General features: G+C 72.6%; 15 protein-coding genes and 1 pseudogene. 10 read left to right on the forward strand and 6 right to left on the reverse strand.

Going from position 1 to position 18189, the window contains the following annotated elements; translation table 11 throughout:
• The first annotated feature begins 35 nt into the window (after positions 1-35).
• The 7 genes from F603_RS0101910 (at position 36) to metK (ending at position 6883) form a co-directional block, all read left to right on the forward strand.
• The gene (locus tag F603_RS0101910) at positions 36-1154 is read left to right on the forward strand and encodes a quinone-dependent dihydroorotate dehydrogenase (protein WP_019544323.1); all 1119 of its coding nucleotides are present in this window, start codon (positions 36-38) and stop codon (positions 1152-1154) included.
• A complete protein-coding gene (pyrF, locus tag F603_RS0101915) occupies positions 1151-2011 on the forward strand; it encodes an orotidine-5'-phosphate decarboxylase (protein ID WP_019544324.1) in 861 nt (286 codons plus the stop codon). Before F603_RS0101910 ends, pyrF begins: the two co-directional genes overlap by 4 nt.
• Positions 2012-2225: 214 nt before the next feature.
• Positions 2226-2549, forward strand: a complete 324-nt coding sequence (gene mihF / locus F603_RS0101920; protein ID WP_019544325.1) for an integration host factor, actinobacterial type — start codon at positions 2226-2228, stop codon at positions 2547-2549.
• A gap of 49 nt (positions 2550-2598) precedes the next feature.
• Positions 2599-3198: a guanylate kinase gene (gmk, locus tag F603_RS0101925; protein WP_016905511.1), complete on the forward strand. Its 600-nt coding sequence runs from the start codon at positions 2599-2601 to the stop codon at positions 3196-3198.
• A gap of 163 nt (positions 3199-3361) precedes the next feature.
• On the forward strand, positions 3362-3643 hold the full coding sequence (gene rpoZ / locus F603_RS0101930) for a DNA-directed RNA polymerase subunit omega (protein WP_016905512.1): 282 nt from the start codon (positions 3362-3364) through the stop codon (positions 3641-3643).
• A 180-nt stretch (positions 3644-3823) separates the two neighbouring features.
• On the forward strand, positions 3824-5077 hold the full coding sequence (gene coaBC, locus F603_RS0101935) for a bifunctional phosphopantothenoylcysteine decarboxylase/phosphopantothenate--cysteine ligase CoaBC (protein ID WP_019544326.1): 1254 nt from the start codon (positions 3824-3826) through the stop codon (positions 5075-5077).
• A 597-nt stretch (positions 5078-5674) separates the two neighbouring features.
• Positions 5675-6883, forward strand: a complete 1209-nt coding sequence (gene metK, locus F603_RS0101940) for a methionine adenosyltransferase (RefSeq protein WP_019544327.1) — start codon at positions 5675-5677, stop codon at positions 6881-6883.
• Between the two features lie 159 nt (positions 6884-7042).
• Here the strand turns inward: metK and F603_RS31390 are convergent.
• Both F603_RS31390 and F603_RS0101950 read right to left on the reverse strand, forming a co-directional pair.
• Positions 7043-7393: pseudogene (locus F603_RS31390) on the reverse strand (HAD family hydrolase); the annotation flags it as partial.
• A gap of 59 nt (positions 7394-7452) precedes the next feature.
• Positions 7453-8268, reverse strand: a complete 816-nt coding sequence (locus F603_RS0101950; protein ID WP_019544329.1) for a GntR family transcriptional regulator — start codon at positions 8266-8268, stop codon at positions 7453-7455.
• A 376-nt stretch (positions 8269-8644) separates the two neighbouring features.
• On the opposite strand from F603_RS0101950, the gene F603_RS0101955 reads away from it, so the two are divergent.
• Genes F603_RS0101955 through rbsK form a run of 3 tightly spaced genes read left to right on the forward strand, consistent with a single transcriptional unit; the run spans position 8645 to position 12084 of the window.
• A complete protein-coding gene (locus F603_RS0101955) occupies positions 8645-9616 on the forward strand; it encodes a nucleoside hydrolase (RefSeq protein WP_019544330.1) in 972 nt (323 codons plus the stop codon).
• A 9-nt stretch (positions 9617-9625) separates the two neighbouring features.
• Complete coding sequence (gene uriT, locus F603_RS31395) at positions 9626-11146, forward strand: uridine transporter UriT (protein ID WP_051096098.1); 1521 nt, start codon at positions 9626-9628, stop codon at positions 11144-11146.
• Positions 11143-12084 carry a ribokinase gene (gene rbsK, locus F603_RS31400; protein ID WP_019544332.1) on the forward strand — a complete coding sequence of 314 codons (942 nt, stop codon included), beginning with the start codon at positions 11143-11145 and terminating at the stop codon, positions 12082-12084. The genes uriT and rbsK overlap by 4 nt, the downstream gene beginning before the upstream one ends.
• A gap of 577 nt (positions 12085-12661) precedes the next feature.
• Here the strand turns inward: rbsK and F603_RS0101970 are convergent.
• From F603_RS0101970 to F603_RS0101985, 4 genes are read right to left on the reverse strand one after another with little or no spacing between them, the layout of a single operon-like run.
• Positions 12662-13834: a hypothetical protein gene (locus F603_RS0101970; RefSeq protein WP_019544333.1), complete on the reverse strand. Its 1173-nt coding sequence runs from the start codon at positions 13832-13834 to the stop codon at positions 12662-12664.
• A gap of 20 nt (positions 13835-13854) precedes the next feature.
• A complete protein-coding gene (locus F603_RS0101975) occupies positions 13855-15819 on the reverse strand; it encodes a hypothetical protein (protein WP_158678591.1) in 1965 nt (654 codons plus the stop codon).
• Positions 15816-16622, reverse strand: coding sequence for a toll/interleukin-1 receptor domain-containing protein (locus tag F603_RS0101980; RefSeq protein ID WP_019544334.1), 807 nt, complete (start codon positions 16620-16622; stop codon positions 15816-15818). Before F603_RS0101980 ends, F603_RS0101975 begins: the two co-directional genes overlap by 4 nt.
• 2 nt (positions 16623-16624) lie before the next feature.
• Positions 16625-18004, reverse strand: a complete 1380-nt coding sequence (locus F603_RS0101985) for a helix-turn-helix domain-containing protein (RefSeq protein WP_019544335.1) — start codon at positions 18002-18004, stop codon at positions 16625-16627.
• Positions 18005-18189 lie beyond the last annotated feature (185 nt).

Raw genomic sequence — 18189 nt, forward strand, 5'->3', positions numbered from 1 at the left:
CGCCGGCCCCATCCACCGCAGAAGGCGGCACCGTCTTGTACCATCTCCTCTTCCGGCTCCTCTTCGCGCGTATGGACCCCGAGCGCGCGCACCGTGCGGCCTTCGCCTGGATTCGGCTCGCCGCGCGCGTCCCGGTGCTCCGCACCTTCGCCGCCGCCGTCCTCGCGCCGCGCCACCGCGAGTTGCGCACCGAGGCGTTCGGGCTGCGTATGCACGGGCCCTTCGGACTCGCCGCCGGCTTCGACAAGAACGCGGTCGGCATCGACGGCCTCGCGCTGCTCGGCTTCGACCACGTCGAGGTCGGAACCGTCACGGGCGAGCCCCAACCCGGAAACCCGCCGAAGCGGCTCTTCCGGCTCCCGCGCGACCGTGCGCTCATCAACCGGATGGGGTTCAACAACGAGGGCTCGGCCGCCGTCGCCGCCCGTCTCGGTGCACGGAGGCCCGTCTTTCGTACGACGGTCGGCGTCAACATCGGTAAGACGAAGGCGGTTCCGGAGTCCGAGGCGACGGCGGACTACGTCGTGTCCGCCGAGCGGCTCGCGCCGTACGCGGACTACCTCGCCGTCAACGTCTCGTCCCCGAACACACCCGGACTGCGGAACCTCCAGGCAACCGCCGAACTCCGCCCGCTGCTGCGCGCCGTGCGCGAGGCCGCCGACCGCACGTCGCGCGGGCGCCGGGTGCCGCTGCTGGTGAAGATCGCCCCCGACCTGGCGGACGAGGACGTCGACGCCGTCGCCGACCTCGCCGTCGAGCTCGGCCTCGACGGCATCATCGCCACCAACACCACCGTCGCGCGGAAGGGGTTGGGTCTGCGGTCGGAGTCGGCCGCCGAGACCGGCGGCCTCTCGGGCGCCCCTCTCAAGGAGCGGTCGCTCCAGGTCCTGCGCCGGCTCCACGGGCGGGTCGGGGACCGGCTCACGCTCGTCGGCGTCGGCGGCATCGAGACGGCCGAGGACGCCTGGCGGCGCATCCTCGCGGGCGCCACCCTCGTCCAGGGGTACAGCGCCTTCGTCTACCGCGGGCCGTTGTGGTCCCGTGCCGTCCACGACGGCCTCGCGCGGCTCCTGCGCGAGAGCCCGTACGCGACGCTCGCCGAGGCGGTCGGCGCCGAAGCGCGCGACGACGCCCCGAGGACGGAGTCCGCATGACCGAGCCCCAAGTCCCCGCTACCGCCGAGCCGTTCGGCGCCCGCCTGCGACGCGCCATGGACGTACGCGGCCCGCTCTGCGTCGGTATCGATCCGCACCCCTCGCTGCTCTCCGCGTGGGGGCTCGACGACGACGTCGCAGGGCTGGAGCGGTTCACGCGTACCACGGTCGAGGCGCTCGCCGACCGGGTCGCGGTGCTCAAGCCGCAGTCGGCGTTCTACGAGAGGTACGGCTCCCGCGGCGTCGCCGTGCTGGAGCGCGCGGTGGCCGAGGCACGCGCGGGCGGTGCCCTGGTGCTCATGGACGCGAAGCGCGGCGACATCGGCTCGACGATGGGCGCCTACGCGGACGCTTTCCTGGACCCGGCCTCCCCTCTCTTCAGCGACGCGCTCACCGTCAGCCCCTACCTCGGCTTCGGTTCGCTTCGCCCGGCCTTCGAGCGGGCGAGCGCCGCGGGGAGCGGGCTCTTCGTCCTCGCACTCACCTCCAACCCGGAGGGCGCCGAGGTGCAGCGCGCGGTCACGCCGGCGGGCGGGACCGTCGCGAGCGGAGTGCTGCGCGGGCTGGCGGCGGCCAACGCCGGTGCGGAGCCGATGGGTTCATTCGGCGCCGTCGTCGGCGCGACGGTCGGCGCGGGGGCGGCCGGTGCCGAGCTCGCCTGCGGCGGGCCGCTGTTGGCGCCCGGGATCGGTGCACAGGGGGCGCGGCCGGAGGACCTGCCCGCCGTCTTCGGCTCCGCTGCGGGCAGCGTGCTCGCGAGCGTCAGCCGCGGGGTGCTGCAACACGGCCCGCAGGCAAGCGGATTGTGGGCTTCCGCCGAGCGATTCGCCGACGAGGTGTGGAGAGCGGTGAGTTGAGGCCGGAGAAACCATCGAGTTTGCCCGGAAATGTCTGCCTCGGTTGAGCCTGACCTGGACTTTTCGCTTGTTCTCGCTGACTGTTGCGCTCCCGGCCGCTAGTCTCCCCTTCAGCGGCGCGAACAGGCGCGTTGCTCGTTGCTCCGCAGGTGTGGGGCTACTAGGTTCCTCACCGGTCCATATCCGACAGTTCGACATCCGAGGTGACGCAGGCGTGGCTCTTCCGCCCCTTACCCCTGAACAGCGCGCAGCCGCGCTCGAAAAGGCCGCCGCGGCTCGCCGGGAGCGCGCCGAGGTCAAGAACCGGCTCAAGCACTCCGGCGCTTCCCTGCACGACGTGATCAAGCAGGGCCAGGAGAACGACGTGATCGGCAAGATGAAGGTCTCGGCTCTCCTGGAGTCACTGCCCGGCGTGGGCAAGGTCCGCGCCAAGCAGATCATGGAGCGGCTCGGTATCTCCGAGAGCCGCCGGGTGCGCGGTCTTGGCTCCAACCAGATCGCCGCTCTCGAGAGCGAGTTCGGCGGCGCGAACGCCTGAGGTGCCCCACTGGTGCCGGGCACCCTCTCGGAACCGGGATAATCACGGCATGAGTTCCGCAGTCCCCCCGCGAGAAAATCCGGCACCCCCGGTCGGCACCGCGCGGCTGACCGTACTCTCCGGCCCGTCCGGTGTCGGCAAGAGCACGGTCGTCGCGCACCTGCGCAAAGCCCATCCCGAGGTCTGGCTCTCGGTCTCCGCGACCACCCGCCGGCCCCGACCGGGCGAGCGCGACGGGGTGCAGTACCACTTCGTCGACGACGAGCAGTTCGACAAGCTGGTCGCCAACGGCGAACTGCTGGAGTGGGCCGAATTCGCCGGCAACCGGTACGGCACCCCCCGCCAGGCCGTCCTGCAGCACCTGGAGCGCGGCGAGCCCGTCCTCCTGGAGATCGATCTCCAGGGGGCGCGGCTCGTCCGTGAGTCCATGCCGGAGGCGCAGTTGGTCTTCCTCGCTCCGCCCAGTTGGGAGGAGCTCGTACGCCGGCTCACCGGCAGGGGGACCGAGCCTCCCGAGGTGGTGGAGCGCCGGCTGGAGGCGGCACGCGTCGAGCTGGCCGCCGAGGCGGAGTTCGACCGCAGCCTGATCAACACCTCCGTCGAGGAGGTCACGGACGAGCTGCTAGCCTTGATGCGGATCGCTCCCTGAGGTAGGTACCCGAGGGCTCGGTCCACATCCCGGTCGGCTCCTGGCGCTGCCAGTTGCCGGCCTTCCCGGGGAACGCACCGCGGACACCATCGTCGGGCGCCCCGGGCCCAACAGGTCGGCTCCGCGCCGGCCGTACCGATTCCACCCCTTCGGAAGGCAGAGCGTGTCCTCTCCCATCACCACGCCCGAGGGCATCATCAACCCGCCGATTGATGAGCTGCTGGAGGCGACCGACTCGAAGTACAGCCTCGTGATCTACGCCGCCAAGCGCGCGCGTCAGATCAACGCGTACTACTCGCAGCTCGGTGAGGGCCTTCTCGAGTACGTCGGCCCCCTGGTCGACACGCACGTCCACGAGAAGCCGCTCTCCATTGCACTGCGCGAGATCAACGCGGGCCTGCTGACCTCCGAGGCCATCGAGGCGCCCGCTCCCGTCGCGCCGTAGGCGGGCGGGAAGGCGCGGCCGGCGCCGAGCGGGAGACCGGCCACGGGCAACATCCCTCCAGGGGCCCGGCAGCGCGGCTGCCGGGCCCCTGGTGTGTGATGGAACCGGCGGCGCGCATCCGCGCGCACTTCCGGTCGCAAGGCACCCGCCGGCGTGCGGGTGCAGGGGAGAGAGCGGGCGATGGTGGAGCAGACGCAGGCGGAGCAGCACGAGCACGGCCGCGGTGGCGAGGCCCCGCGGGTGGTGCTCGGTGTCTCGGGCGGTATCGCCGCGTACAAGGCGTGCGAGCTGCTGCGGCGGTTCGCGGAGAGCGGGCACGACGTGCAGGTGGTGCCGACCGCCTCGGCGCTCCACTTCGTCGGGGCGGCCACGTGGTCGGCCCTGAGCGGGCACCCCGTCTCCGAGCAGGTGTGGGAGTCCGTCCACGAGGTGCCGCACGTGCGCATCGGGCAGAGCGCCGACCTCGTCGTCGTCGCGCCGGCGACGGCGGACCTCCTCGCCAGGGCCGCCGGGGGTCTCGCGGACGACCTGCTCACCAACACGCTGCTCACGGCGCGCTGTCCCGTCGTCTTCGCGCCGGCGATGCACACCGAGATGTGGGAGCACCCGGCAACCCAGGAGAACGTCGCGAAGCTGCGCTCGCGAGGCGCCGTCGTCGTCGAGCCGGACGTCGGGCGGCTCACGGGTGAGGACTCGGGCAAGGGCAGGTTCCCCGACCCCGCGGAGATCTTCGCCCTCTGCCGCCGGGTGCTGGCGCGCGGTCCCGAGGCGCTCGTCCCCGATCTCGCGGGCCGGCACGTGGTGATCAGCGCGGGCGGCACCCGGGAGCCGCTCGACCCGGTGCGGTTCCTCGGTAACCGCTCGTCGGGGAAGCAGGGTTACGCGCTCGCTCGTACCGCGGCCGCCAGGGGGGCGCGGGTCACGCTGGTCGCCGCGAACAGCTCGCTTCCGGCGCCGGCCGGTGTGGAGGTCGTCGAGGTCGGTACGGCGCGGGAGCTCCGTGCTGCGATGGTCTCGGCGGCGGGCGAGGCCGACGCGGTGGTGATGGCGGCGGCGGTGGCGGACTTCCGTCCGGCCGAGTACGCCGCGGGGAAGATCAAGAAGCGGTCCGGGGCCGAGCCGGACCCGCTGGCCCTGGTCCGGAACCCCGACGTCCTCGCCGAGTTGGGGGCGGAGCGTCCGCGGGAGGGGCAGGTGCTCGTCGGCTTCGCGGCCGAGACGGACGACGTCCTCGCGCACGGGCGCGAGAAGCTGCGCGCCAAGGGGTGCGACCTTCTCGTCGTCAACGAGGTGGGGGAGGACCGGACGTTCGGGAGCGAGGAGAACGAGGCGGTCGTCCTCGCCGCGGACGGGGGCGAGACGCCGGTGCCGTACGGGCCGAAGGAGACGCTGGCGGAGCGGGTGTGGGACCTCGTCGCCGAGCGCCTCGGTTGACCGCGGGCTCGCGCGGGCGGGCCAGGCGGCGCGGTGGTGAGGAACGCCACCTCGCGCGCTCGGGGTGACGCGCAATTTCCGGTGCACGGCACGAACGGGCAAAAGGAGGCAATGCGGCTTTTCCGGGCGGGAGTTGGGGCTGTCGAGGAGAGGGGATTGGATGCGGAGAGTAGTCGCCGTGACGGACGGGTCGGTGAGGTGAAAGCGGTCGGTGCTCGTCGGAGCGCGATGACCGATAAGTCTGGCCCGTCTGCTTATCGGGCATCCCGCACAGTTCGCGAGCAAGGTGCTTGTTCAGGGGATACACGCCCGGCTCCTCGATTTCTCTTTGCGTGCTCTCGTGTGTCTGCGCAGTTACTTCGTGTTGTGGAAATCCGCCTGTTCCCGGGGTCGACAGAGTGCGACATAGCCTGATCTAGGCGGGGTTTCCGGTGGTCCCTTCCGGGCGAGAGCGCAGGTGGGGCTCGTCTCGTACTGCGAGAGCCCGTGACTGGAAGCGGGTCGGGATGGATAAACTGACGTCGGACCGTGCTTGGGCGCAGCCCCCGACCGGTCCGTCATGTTCAGCCAGCAGCCGCTGCAACCCCAGGGAGCGATGTGTCGCGCCGCTTGTTCACCTCGGAATCCGTGACCGAGGGTCACCCTGACAAGATCGCTGACCAGATCAGCGACACCATCCTCGACGCCCTCCTCAAAGAGGACCCGAAGTCCCGGGTCGCCGTCGAGACGATGATCACCACCGGCCAGGTGCACGTGGCCGGCGAGGTCACCACCAACGCCTACGCCCCGATCTCCGCGCTCGTGCGCAACAAGATCCTGGAGATCGGCTACGACTCGTCGAAGAAGGGCTTCGACGGCGCTTCGTGCGGCGTCCAGGAGTCCATCGGCGCCCAGTCGCCCGACATCGCGCAGGGCGTCGACACCGCCTACGAGAAGCGCGTCGAAGGCGACGACGACGAGCTCGACAAGCAGGGCGCGGGCGACCAGGGCCTGATGTTCGGGTACGCCTGCGACGAGACCTCCGAGTTCATGCCGCTGCCGATCACCCTCGCGCACCGGCTCTCCGAGCGCCTCTCGGCCGTCCGCAAGAACGGGACCATCCCGTACCTGCGCCCCGACGGCAAGACCCAGGTCACCATCGAGTACGACGGCGACAAGGCCGTCCGTCTCGACACGGTCGTCGTCTCGTCGCAGCACGCGGCCGACATCGACCTCGACTCCCTGCTCGCCCCCGACATCCGCGAGTACGTCGTGGAGCCGGAGCTGAAGGCCCTCGTCGACGAGGGCATCAAGCTGGAGACCGAGGGCTACCGCCTGCTCGTCAACCCGACGGGGCGGTTCGAGGTCGGCGGCCCGATGGGCGACGCCGGTCTCACCGGACGGAAGATCATCATCGACACCTACGGCGGCATGGCCCGTCACGGTGGCGGTGCCTTCTCCGGCAAGGACCCGTCCAAGGTGGACCGTTCGGCCGCGTACGCGATGCGCTGGGTCGCGAAGAACGTGGTCGCCGCCGGTCTCGCCGGCCGCTGCGAGGTGCAGGTCGCGTACGCGATCGGCAAGGCGGAGCCCGTCGGCCTCTTCGTCGAGACCTTCGGCACCGCCACCATCGACGCCGAGAAGATCGAGCGGGCCATCTCGGAGGTCTTCGACCTGCGTCCGGCCGCGATCGTCCGCGACCTCGACCTGCTGCGTCCGATCTACTCGCAGACGGCGGCGTACGGTCACTTCGGCCGCGCCCTCCCGGACTTCACCTGGGAGCGCACCGACCGCGTCGACGCGCTGAAGAAGGCCGCAGGCGTCTGAGACGCCACGCCCCCTTCGCGGGGATGAGCATCCGGAACCCGGCGCCGCCTCTGGCGGGCCGGGTTCCGGCGCTGCCGGTCGCCGCCTGCGCCCACTCCGCGGGAGCGGACGAGCGGTGGCCGGGAGGCACCAAGAGAACACGGGAGTGGTGACGGGGCCTCAGGCCGTCGCCACCGGCGATCGTACGCGCAACTCGGCCCGCTCACAGGCCGATCGGGGTTCTCGCCGGCGGGAAGCGGCGGTGTCGGAGGAGCGGGGTCCGCCGACCGCGCCCGCGAGGTGCGGCACCGCATCGAGACCGCGGTGCGCGCCCGGCGCTGCACCGGTCGGCAGCACGGAGGAGCGCGGCCCCGCCGCAACGGCGCCACCGTCCTTGACGGGGTTGTCGCCGACCATCAGCGCCTCCTCCTCGGTGACGCCCAATTCCACGCAGGCGTGCGCGAAGAGGAGCGGGTCAGGCTTCTCCGTGCCGTGCTCGAAGGAGTGCACCCAGGCTCCGACGTACCGGCGGGTCCCGGCGGCACCGGCCCCGACTCAGGTCACACCGGACGCCGCGCTGGACGCAACGGTCAGTGGCGGGGGGTCAGGGCGAGGGCCGGGGCGCCGCCGGGGAAGACGTACTTGGCGGCCAGCAGCGGTCGTCCCGACGCCGAGACGGTCTGGGTGAGGAGCACAGCGGGGGTCTCCGGCGCGCGGGAGACCGCGCGGCCGCGCTCCTCGCCGAGGACCGTGGCGCCGAGGGTGCTGCGGGCCGTGAAGGCGAGTCCTGGCGCCGCTTCCAGGAAGACGGCGAGCATGGTGCCGGCCTCGTCCTCGGCGGCGCCGTCCGGTGCCGCTTCGGCGGAAGCCGCCGATGTCGCCGCTGTGCGGGCCGTCGCCGGTGGCGGGCCGAGCGCGTCGAGGAGCGCGGGGCCCGCCATCTCGCGCAGGACGGACGCGTCGGCCGCCCACTCGTGCGCGAAGCACGCGGGGGTGCCGTCCACCTCGACGACGGTCTCCCAGAAGCGGGAGCGTTCCGCCGGGGCCATGAGCAGGTGGTGGCCGGAGAAGTCGGTCGGCTCCTCCAGGTCGACGGCGAGCCGCCGGCAGCGTACGGCGCCGGCCCCGAGCAGCGTCTCGACGGGCAGCAGACGCTCCAGGCCGGGGGTCGGCGGGCGCTGGTTGACCGTACTGCCGGCGCCCTGGCGGCGGGTGATGACGCCGTCCTCCTGGAGCAGGATGAGCACCTCGCGCAACGCCGAGCGGCTCACGCTCAGTCGGGTCGCCAGCTCGGGTTCCGGTGGCAGCCTGGCGCCGAGCGGGAAGGTGCCGTCGTCGATGGCGGCCACGATCCGCTGGTAGAGGCGGACGCGGGGCGAGTGTCGGCGGTCTCCCTGACGGGGCACGGCAGCTCCGGATTTATGTAGGACATTTATCGGCCCTCGGGTGGCGGTCTCGCCACGTGGGCCGTGGGTGCGCTCCAGCGTAGTCCCGCGCGGACGCACGCGGACCGCCAGGGGTCCCGGGCCTCGGTGCTCGCCTCCCAACGCCCTCGCGAGCGGCGGCCGGAGGCTCGTACGGCCGTGACGTCCGCAGTACCCCAAGGCGTGCGACGCCTTCCGAGCGCGTGCTCGCTGGAACTCCCGTCGGGGAACCTCTTGTCGCGGCCGGACCTCGGGGCTAGCCTCACGGCACGATATTTGTCCGACAATCTTGGACGGGTGTTGGGTGCATCGCCGTGCCCGCACCGGTCCGCCGCACTCCTACCCCGGAAGTCACCCCATGCCCGACATCTCCCCCCGTCCGCTGCTCATGGACTGCGACACCGGCATCGACGACGCCGTGGCGCTCATGTACCTGTGCCTGACCCCCGGCGTCGACCTGCTCGCCGTCACCACCGTCGCCGGGAACACCAGCGCCGCGCAGGCCGCGCGCAACTCGCTCCAGGTACTGGAAGCCGCGGGCCGCACCGACATCCCCGTCGCCGCCGGCGCCGGCACCACGCTGCGCGGCGAGAGCCGTCCCGAGGCCGACCACGTGCACGGGAAGGGCGGGCTCGGCGGCGTCACCCGGCCCGCGCCCAGCGCCGCGCTCGACCCGCGGCACGCCGCGCGGCTCATCATCGACACCGCGCGGGAGGCGGGCGGCGAGCTGGACATCCTAGCCACGGCGCCGCTGACCAACCTGGCGCTCGCGCTGCGCGAGGAGCCCCGGCTGCCGGAACTGATCCGGCACGTCACGGTGATGGGCGGTGCCGTCCACCACCCCGGCAACGTCAGCCCGGTCGCCGAGGCCAACATCGGCAACGACCCGGAGGCCGCGGAGCTGGTGTTCGCCGCCGACTGGGACCTCACGCTCGTACCGCTGGACGTGACGATGCGCGAGAACCTCACCGAGGCGCACCGACAGCGGCTGCTCGCCGCCGGCACCCCGGTGAGCACGCTGGCCGGCGAGATACTCGACTTCTACTTCGCTTTCCACGAGGAGGTCGCCCTCCCCTTCCGCGGCTCGGCACTGCACGACCCGCTGGCCGCCGGGATCGCCGTCGGCGAGGTCACGCCGGTCTCCGCGCCCCGCCTCGCGGTCACCGTCGACACGGCCGACGGGGCGGCGCGCGGCGCGATCGTCGCCGACACCCGCGGCATGCACCGCGGCTACCCCGAACAGCCCGACGCGCACACGGCCGTGGTCCTGGAGACCGACGGCACCTTCCCCGAGCTGCTCGTCGAGCGGCTGTGCCGGACGACGAAGTGAGAAATGGCGATGGCACCTGACTCCCCCGCCCGACCGGCAACGAGGCCGGCGGGCACCCTGGCGCTGATGACGGCGCTGCTGGCCGCGTGCGTGGCCTTCCAGCTCAACGCGAGCATGCTGAGCCCCGCGCTGGTCACCATGGCGCGCGAGCTGCGTACCGACGAGGCGGCCACGGGCCTGTCGCAGACGGCGTTCTTCACCGCCTGCGCGATGTTCTCCCTCTTCCTCCCGCGCTTCAGCGACATCGTCGGCCGCCGCCGCGTGCTGCTGGGCATGACGGCCGTGCTGACCGCGGGTTCGGTGCTGGCCGCGCTCGCGCCGAACATCGTCGTGCTGGACATCGCGCGGGTCGTCCAGGGCGTCTCGGGACCCGTCGTGCAGATCTCGCTGCTGACGCTGCGTTCGCAGATCAGCGACCCGAAGCGGTTCGGCACCCTGATGGGCGTGGTCACCGCGGTCAACGGCGGCGTCGCCGGGGTGGACGCGCTCGCTGGCGGCTGGCTGGCCTCCGCCTTCGGCTTCCGCAGCATCTTCTGGACCATCGCGGTCTTCGCCGCCCTGGCCGTCGTCGCGGTCGCGCTGGGCTGCCCCGAGTCCCGCCCGTCGGCCGGTACGACGATGGACTGGCCCGGCGTACTGCCCCTGGTGGTGAGCGCTGCCACGCTGCTCATGGCCGTCGAGCAGGCCAAGAAGCTGGGCGGCGCCAACTGGCCGCTGGCCGCAGGGCTGCTGGCCGTCGCCGCGCTCGCCTTCGCCGCGTTCTGGCGCACCGAGAAACGCAGCGCGCACCCGCTGGTACGCATCAGCGACCTGAAGCAGCGCGCCACCTGGGCGCCCCTGCTGACGACGCTGCTCACCCTGATCGGCGTGTTCGCCGTCATCAACGGCGTCCTCATCTCCTACGTCCAGAACCCGCACGCCGGATTCGGGATGAGCGCGAGCGTCGCCTCGCTGCTCTTCCTCACCCCGATCGCGCTGATCGGCTGGCTCGTCGGCCCGTTCACCGGGCGGCTCGCCCCGGTCGTCGGCTACGGTCGGCTGCTGCGCTGGGGCCTGCTCGGCAGCGTCGTGATCGTCGCGGCGATGGCCCTGGTGGGCGTGTACTCGGCGCCGGTCATGGTCGGCTGCGCGGTCCTGCTGGGCGTCACGTACGCCGGCATCGCCAACATCATCCTCAACCTGCTCGGCGTCGTACTCGCCCCCAAGGACCACCCCGGCTTCCTGCCGGGACTGATCTCCGCCGCGTTCGGACTCGGCGCCGGACTGAGCTTCGCGCTGCTGACCGCCGTACAGGTCACGGGCAGCCCGGACGGCAGCGACTCAGCGGGCGGTTACGTCGCGGCGATGCTGACCGGTGCGGTAGTCCTCGCGGGCGCTTACGCGGCCTCCTTCCTCATCCCGCGGCCTCGGGCCGCGGAGATCTCCGGGGAGGGGGCGGAATCCTCGGCGGCGTCGAGGCCCGAGCCTGAGTCCGCGTCGCAGAAGGACGCCCCCTCCTCCACCTCTTCCTCCTCAAGGACCACACCGTGATCGCAGTCGTCGGCAGTCTCAATCTCGACCTGGTCGTCCCCGCGCCGCACCATCCCGTGCCCGGCGAGACCGTGCTCGGCGGTGATCTGGCCCGGCATCCCGGCGGCAAGGGCGCCAACCAGGCGGTCGCCGCCGCGCGGCTCGGCGCGCCCGTCGCCATGGTCGGGCGCGTCGGGGACGACGCGGAGGGCGGCAGGCTGCTGGCAGCGCTCGGGGACGCGGGAGTGGACACCGGCCGGGTGGCCCGTACGGCGGGGGTGGCGACCGGACACGCGCTGATCACGGTGGACCCGGCGGGTGAGAACACCATCGTGGTCAGCCCCGGCGCCAACTCCCGGCTCACCGCGGACGACTGCCACAGCGCCGCTGACCAACTCGGCGCCGCCGCCGTCACCGTGCTCCAGCGGGAGGTACCGGACGAGGCCAACGAGGCAGCGGCCCGGTTGGCGGGCGGCACCGTCCTGTACAACCCGGCGCCTGCCGTCACCGGCGCCACCGTGCCGCCCGGCGTCGACCTGCTCGTCCCCAACCGGACCGAACTGGCCGCGCTCACCGGCCGCCCCGTCCCCACGACACTGGACGAGGTCGCGAGCGCGGCCCGCCGGCTCACGGGCCCGGGCGCCGTCCTGGTCACCCTCGGCGAAGACGGCGTCCTGCTGGTGGAGGGCGGCTCCCACCTGCACCTTCCCGCCTACCCCGTCGAACCGGTCGACACCACGGCCGCAGGCGACGCCTTCTGCGGCGCCCTCGCCGTAGCACTCGCCGAGGGCGCGGGCCTGGAGGCGGCCACCCGCTGGGCGAGCGCGGCCGCCGCGGTGAGCACGACCCGCGCCGGAGCCCAGCCCTCACTTCCCCACCGCGCGGAGGTCCACGAGGTGTACGCCCGTACGGGGAATGCCGTTGCGGCGGTTGGTGGGAAGGAGCGGGGCGAGAGTTGAGCGTGGGGCCCGGATTCGCGCGCGGGTTCAGCTTACGAAAGCGGGGTGTGCGTGGGGTGGGGACGTACGTGCTGCCGATGTGCGGGTCGGTTTCGTGGCCGCTGCGGTACGCGCGGTCGTCCGCCCGGTCGCCCAGCTCCGTACGGGTCCGGTCCGCGCAGGCCTTGTGCGCGGCCACCATCGGCGGGATGCCCGCCTGAGCGTGTCCCACATCCGTGCGGCGAAGACGGACGAAGGCGGCCCGGTGTGCGCGGGCCGAGGTGTCGCGGCCACGTTGCGCGTCGGCGACCTCGGGCTCGTCGAGGGCGGCGGAGAGGGCGTCGAGGTGCTCCGTCTCCTCCTGCGGGATAAGGCCGGGAGGAGGGCGCGGAGCTGCTCGGTGCAGTCGCGGATCTGGAAGAGCGTGCCGGAGAAGTCGAAGAGGACGGCGCGCACCGGAGCGGGCGAGGCGCGGGCAGCCGGCGGACGCAGGGGCCGTCGGGGCCGTAGCGGGGAGGCTGCATCGGGCTTGCGTATCTCTTTGCGGGGGCTGGGGGACAGGGGCCTCGCAGTGAACGCGGGGGAAGGGATGGAAGGTTCAGGCGGCGTTCCCCGGCTCGTCGGGTGGTGGGTCGTCCTGTGTGCCGGGGTCGGAGGGCGGTTCCGGGGCTGCGGGGCGGGTGAACATGTCCTCGTCGGTCGGAGGGGGAGCGGTGTCGGTGCCGTCGGGCGTCTCCTCGGGGGGTTCTGTCGGCCACTCCGGACCGAGGAAGTGCTGGAGGAGCTGGTCGGCGTCCTGCTCCTTGCCCATGTGGCGGAGGAGCTCGGCGAAGTTCTGCGTCGCGTAGGCGGTTTCGGGGTCTCCCGTCTTCCATCCCCACTCCCGCAGGGCCTCCTCGACGTGTTCGGCGGCAGTGCTCACGGGGTCCGGTGCCGCCCACGTTCCGGCGGCCGGGGAGGCCTCCGGCTCCGGGGCGGCGGCGAGGGGGTGGACCAGGTCCTTGAACTCCTCCGGGACGCGTTGGTTGTTGGCGGCGGAAGAGAGGCGGGCGAGCAGGTCGATGTCGTCGACGGTCCTGCGTACGTCGTCGTTGTTGCGCGAGAGCCACCACACGACGGCCCGGCCGGGGTCCTGGAGCACGTCTCCGCCGAGGTACTCCCGTCGGCTCGTCTCCCAGCGCCTCTCGTGCTCCCAGACGGACTCCTCCTTGCGGACCGTGGCGAGGCGCTCCAGCCGCCGTGCGTCCGACTCGGCGAGGGTGAGCGAGACGTGTTCGGCCATCGCTTCCACCTGTCCGGTCGGTTCGGGGGCCATCGCGGCGAGGACTCCGCGCAGTTGGTACTGCCCCAACGAGCTCCTGTCGGGCGGGAGTCGGCGAGTGAGCTGCGCTGCACGCTCGACCACGGCGCTGACGGCGAGAGCACCGGGAGAGGGCGAGCAGAGCGGCTCGACGAGGGGGCGCCAGCGTACGACGGCGGAGAAGAGGAAGTCGTAGTCCGCTTCGGCGCTGTGGAGCGTGACCGCGGTCAGCCGCTCCTCCCTCCGCTCGGGCGGATCGATCGGCAGGTCGGGGCAGGAGGTGTACTGCTTGCCCAGCGGGTCCTCGCGTGGACGGAGAAGGCGGAGCAGGCCGAGGGCCGTGCCGACGAGGAGGGCGCCGGCCGCGGGCCAGGCCCAGAGCGGCCAGCCCGTGGCGAGGCCCACGATGGCGACGAAGAGGCCGGAGATGAGGGTGACGAAGGCCACCACGGTGCCGTGTCCCGAACTCACATGGACTCCAGGGGTGTTGGTCAGTGGCAGGAGAGACCGAGGCGCTTCCTGCTCTCGGTGAGGAAGTGTGCGGCGAGACCGTGCCGCGCGCCGTCTTCGCGCTCGACGTCGGCGGCGAGCGTGTAGAGCAGCGCATGCAGCGTGCCGTCGCGCCCGCAGGCGTGGACGAGGATCGCCAGCAGCGTGCTCGCGCCGGGACGGCCGGGGGCGGCGGCCCGCAGCCATGCGCGTGCGAGCTGCTCCGAGGTCCCTTGCGGGTGCCCGGCGAGGACGTCGGCCCAGCAACGGGCGAGCTCCTTGCCGAACCACCCGGTGATGCGGGGTCGTTGACGGCTTTCGGTGAGGCGCTCCGGCTCGGCGAAGGCTGCGAAGAGCGCTGCGTCCGCGCTGCCGTGACGTGGGTCTGCGGGGGCCAGGCGACTCAGCAGGGCGCGTTGCAGCCACGCCGCGCCGCTCGTCGAGTTCAGCAGAGCCTCGCGGGCGACTTCGGCGATCTGCGGGTCGCGCTGGCGGGAGAGGTGGTGCAGGCGCACCATCGCCTGCCGCTGGTACAGGGTGGCCATGGCGCCCGTGCAGACCCCGAGGACGACCTGTGCCCGCTCGCGGGGGAGGCCGGGGTAGGTGGCCCAGTCGTAGAGGAGCCGGCGGAAGGTGCTTCCGCGGCGCGGGTCCACGACGGCTGCCTCCAACGCGGTGCCGGCCGCGGGCAGTCCGAAGTGCGGTCGCCTGCCGTCGGTCCACGCTCTGACCGCTTTGTCCAGCAGCTCCGGCGACGTGCGGAGGCTGAGCCGGACGAACCTTCCCACGAACGCGGTGCTTTCCGCGGGTTCCAACCGGCCGCTGTGCACGAGGCGTTGCACCCAGCGGGCGATCTGGGGCCGGAGCGCCTGGAACTGGTCCCAGAAGTGGTCGGCGACGGCCTCTGCGAAGTGCGCCTCGGTGAGGTTCTCCCGCCTGACCCCTCCTGGGCTCGTCGTGTCACCTCCGGCGGGCAGCAGACCGACGAGGTCGTCCAACTGCCTTGAGAGCGGGCGGCGTTCGAGTACCGGGACGGGTTCGCCCGCTTCTGCGGCCGCGTCCGCCAGGTCCTCGGCGGCGTCGAGGACGCCTGCGGCCCGTACGTCCGGCAGGAGGCAGCGGGCGAGGAGGACCGCGCGCTGCCGGCCGGTCTCCAGCACGTCCACCAGCGCGGCGGCCGAGCTCGCCTCGCCGGTGAGCACGCGGGCGAGCAGCTCCTCGTCGGACTCGCCGCGGTGCCGTCGGGTGCGCACGAGTTCCTCGGCGAGGTGGCTCACCTCGTGCAGCGTCGCGTTCTGCAGCCGCTCGCGGATGCGGGGGCTGCCCACGACCATCCGTGAGTCGAGATTCGAGCCGTTCACGAGGAGGTGCTTCTTCAGCACCTCCGGCTGCGGTGGCGCGGTGATGTCCACCCTGAGGGGCTGGAGCGCCGGAGGGATCGCGGTGCGGCGTTCCCATGGTGCGACGATGCACAACCGCGCCCGTTTGTCGGGGAGTTCTTCGACGGCGGTGGAGAGCTCGGCCATGAAGACGCGGAAGCGGGGCTCCTCGACGGCCGAGAGGTCGAGGAGGTACCGCCCGCCCGATTCGATCTGCTCGGGGTCGAGGGCGATGCCTTCGCCCTCCTCCTCCTGGTCGAGGAGCTGCCGGACGAGGACGCCGTCCGTGTCGCCTTCGAGGAGCATCTTGGCGGTGGTGGTGCGTCCGCTGCCGGGCCGGCCCAGGAGGAGGACGGCGCATGCCGAGCCGAGCATGCGGTGCGCGAGGCCCAGCTCCGGGGGAGCGACGAACGAAGCGCGGAGCCGGTCGAGTTCGGTCCTGGCGATGCGGCGCGGGTCCGGGCGGGCAGCGTTGCGGAACACGGAGCCGAGGTCTGCGAAGCCGACGTTGTAGAAGTTCTGGTCGCCCGTCCCCGTATGGACGTGTCCGTACGCGGAGTCCATCCACGTCTGCGCGTGACCGGTCAACGCTCGTCCTCGGCCTCGCCCGCACGCTCTCCCGTCGTTCCCTGCGGCCGCTCCCACCAGTCGCCGTGGAAGCCGCCCTCGATGTTGGTCATCCGCCCGGCGCTGTAACTGCGTGCGCCCGGTGCGTTGTGGGTGCCGTCGCGGTACTGACGCGCGTCGATGTTCTGGTCGCCCGAGCCGGTGTGCGCGGAGCCGTGCACCGTTCCGATGGAGGTGTGCGTGGAGTCGCCCGTGAGGTCGCCGTACTGGGTGACGGGGCCCGTGACGTCCCCCACCGTGTTGTCGACCGCGGCGTCGCGCTTCCCGGGCTCCTGGGGCGCCTCCGCATCGGCGTGCGCCAACCGCGGTACGCGCGCGGCGAGTTCGTCGCCCACGCGTTGGGCGTCCGTCTCCACGGTCCTGGTGTCCCAGCGCAGGTACTGGAGGTCTGCCAGGTCGGCGAGGTCTGCGGGGAGCTCGGCCCGGACGAGGCGCGGCGTCGTGCGGCCGTCGAGGAGGGGAACGATCGGGATGCCGCGTACGAGCGCTTCGAGGAGCTCTCTCCGCACCCAGTCCTCCTCCTGCGCGAGGGCGGGGGCGGCGGCGTCCGGGTAGGTGAGCCAGCGCGGTCCGACGACGGCGACGACGACGGAGCAACTGCGCAGGCTGTCCAGGATCTCCGCCGGGTAGGCGGCGCCTGGCCGGATGGAGGAGCTGGCGCGGAAGACCAGGTCGTCGCCGAAGCGGGAGGCGAGCTTCTCGGCGAGGTGGGCCGCGGTCTTGTCGCCGTCGTGCGTGCGGTAGTTGACGAACACCTCGGGCATCGTCAGTCCTTTCCTCGGCTGTCGAAGGGGCTGTCGGAGGGCGGAGTGTGGCCACCGACCGCGGGTGCGGCCGGGTGGAGCGAGGCAGCGACGCGGGGTTCGAGCGCCCGTACGGCGCGGAGCGTGCGGTGCCGGCGCAGGACGTGCGCGAGTTGGGCCAGGTCGGAGCGGACCGTCGCCGAGTCGACGGAGTCGACGGTGGGCAGCAGGCTCTCCAGGAGTGAACAGGCGTGCTCGACCTCGCCGGCCTCTGCGTAGGCGAGCGCACGGCGCACTCCGTAGCGCGCGTGCGAACGGTCGGCGTGCGGTGGCAGGGCTGCGATCTCGCGGTCGAGCTCGGCCGCGGCCCCGGCGGGGTCGCCGAGATCGCGCAGGCACCAGCCGGCGGCCATCGCCGCGGGGTCCCTCAGATGGGAGGTGCCGATGACGGGCCCGCCGTCGGAGGGTTCGCGCGAGAGCCAGTCGCGCGTCCTGTCCAAGGCGCGCATGCAGGCGTCGAAGTCACCGGCCAGCGCGTGGCCTTGGGCCTCGCGCTGGGCTGCCAGGCCCCGAATCCGCCACGGCAGGCCCGTCTTCTGTGCTGCGGCCGCGAGGGCGACCGTGGCTGCGGCGTCGCCCTGGTAGAGGGAGACGAGCCCGCGACGGACGGAGGCGTAGGCGGTGAGACTGCGGTCGCCTCCCGCCTCGGCGAGCTGCACCGCCTGGTCCGTCCACCACACTGCTCCGGCGTTGTCCCCGGTCTCCTGGACGAGCCAGCCGACGTACTCGGCGTATCGGGCGGCGAGACCGAGGAGTTGGGCGCGGGTGCGGCGCTCATGAGCTGCTGCGAGGCCGCGGAGGGAATGCGTCTGCGCGATCAGCGCGGGCAGCAGCAGCGCCGGGCTCGACGTCTGTCCGATCCTGCGGTACTCGCCGAAGAGAGAGCGCGCCGCGGCGACGACACCGCTCCCCTCCGCGCGCGCCGCCCCGGCCCCGGGCAGCAGGAAGACCGAGGCCGCGCCGGCCGCCATCACCTCCCTACGGGCCATGCTCCGCGGTACCGGGCGGAACCAGCCGCCGTCGGGGGCCATGCCCATCAGCCACACCTCCCCTTCCTCTCCGTCGCGTGCGCCTTCCGGCGGCCGTCCCGCGGACGCCGCGCCGTCCCCGACCGGCTCCTCGGGCTGCTGCGCGGCGACGAGCCCGTTGAGAGCGCCGCCCGCGCAGAGCACCTCGTCGCAGAGCCGGACGAGTGTGGGGCTGGGCCGCTTCAGGCCCCGCTCCACCTTGCTGAGCTGGGACTTGCTGTAGTGCACCGCTCCGGCGAGGCGTGTCAGAGTCCAGCCCGCACGGAGTCGGAGTCTTCTGAGCTCGGGCCCGAAGGGCAGCGGACGGTCGTGCACGTGGACCTCCAGTGACGGGTCCGCACAACGGCCGGGCGCCTGACGTCAGCCTGGTTCCGGGCGGTACGGACGGACAAGAGAAACCGGGCGTTTCCCGTTTCCTCCTGAGGAGCCTCGCCAGGCAAGCGCTCCCCGGAACCGGTGCCGAGGCCGTCCGGCTCGGGGCGCCGGCTGTCCGGGACGGG

The organism is Streptomyces sulphureus DSM 40104, from assembly GCF_000381025.1.
GTDB classification, from domain to species: Bacteria; Actinomycetota; Actinomycetes; order Streptomycetales; family Streptomycetaceae; genus Streptomyces; species Streptomyces sulphureus.